Source organism: Brevundimonas sp. NPDC007368, assembly GCF_042869015.1.
In the GTDB taxonomy this organism is placed as follows: Bacteria; Pseudomonadota; Alphaproteobacteria; order Caulobacterales; family Caulobacteraceae; genus Brevundimonas.
In genome coordinates this window covers 1-1,385 of record NZ_JBIAFA010000012.1, presented here as the reverse complement: position 1 = coordinate 1,385, position 1,385 = coordinate 1, and the positions used below count along the sequence as shown (strand labels likewise).

Here is a 1,385-nt window from a genome sequence, read left to right as displayed (position 1 = left end):
GGAGTGTTCCGGCGGGCGTTTCAGTGGGCGCTCCGGGGAGAGAGCGCGCCTAGCGACGGCCCGAGACCGTCGATTCCGCCGAAGCGTTCTCGAACATGCGGTTGATGTCGCCCGAGGTCACCGGCTTGCCCGCCTCACGCTGCGGCGCGGCCCCGCCGAGCCCCAGCAGGGGATCGGTGTCCACCGGCACCGCCGCCGCCTTGCGCTTGAGGGCGCCGACCGTGCAGTCCTCGCGCTTCAGCACCGAGAAGGGATCATAGGAGAACTCCCGCATCGCATTGATGTGGGTGATCTTGTCGATAGTCTCGCGCGACAGGCCCTGAAGATCGGCCCACAGCTTGTCGGCCGAGTGCGGCCAGACGGAATCGGAGTGCGGATAGTCGCACTCGTACATGACCATGTCCTCGCCGATGTAGTCCAGGTTCGCCAGGCCGAACTTGTCCTCGATGAAGCAGCTGATGATGTGTTTCTTGTAGATGTCGCTCGGCATCTTGCCGGGGCCGAAGTTGGAGTTGGTCCAGGCGTTGTGGTGACCGTGGGTGAAGTCAGCCCGCTCCAGCAGATACGGAATCCAGCCGATCCCGCCTTCCGACAGCGCCATCTTCAGCGTCGGGAACTTCTTCCACATCGGCCCCCAGATCCAGTCGGCCGCCGAGTTGGCGATCGAGATCGGCATCGAGGTGATCCAGGCGTCGATCGGCGACAGGTCCGAGGCGTGGTTCGCCGCCGCCCCCGTGCCGATGTGGCAGCAGATCACCACCTGGTTGTCGGCGCAGACCTTCCACAGCGGATCCCAATAGGGATCATGGATCGACGGCCAGCCCGACAGCGCCGGATTGTCCGAGAAGGACAGGGCGTGCACGCCCAGCTTGACCATCCGCTCCACCTCGGCCACCGCCGCCTGCATGTCCCAGAAGGGCGTCAGCATCAGCGGAATGAAGCGCCCCGGCGCTGCGCCCGCCCAGTCAAAGCAGTGCCAGTCGTTGTAGGCCCGGATGGCCGCCAGGGCGACTTCGGGGTCCTGGCGCGACGCCGTCTGGAAACGCGCCCCGGCGAAGCCCGGGAAGGTCGGGAAGCAGAGCGACCCCAGGATGCCGTTGGCGTCCATGTCCTCCACCCGCGCCTTGATGTCCCAGGTGCCCCGGCGCATCTGCTCGTAGTTGAGCGGCTCCATCCCGTATTCTTCCTTGGGACGGCCCACCACCGAGTTCAGCCCCATGTAGCCCGCCGCCTTCTCCTCGAACATCCAGACGTCGCGGCCGTCCCTCTGCTCGATCTTCGGCTCGCGGCCCTTCAGATGCGCCGGCCAGTGCGGCGTGAACGCCCCAGGAGGCTCAATCACGTGATCGTCCACGCTCACAAGGATCAGGTCATCGACAGTCATG

Annotated in this window: 1 protein-coding gene; it reads right to left on the bottom strand. The window is 65.8% G+C overall.

Annotated features, from left to right (window positions below; translation table 11 throughout):
- Positions 1–49 precede the first annotated feature (49 nt).
- On the bottom strand, positions 50–1,385 hold a 1,336-nt coding region (locus ACFYLW_RS16105; RefSeq protein ID WP_390183248.1), incomplete at its 5' end, for an amidohydrolase family protein.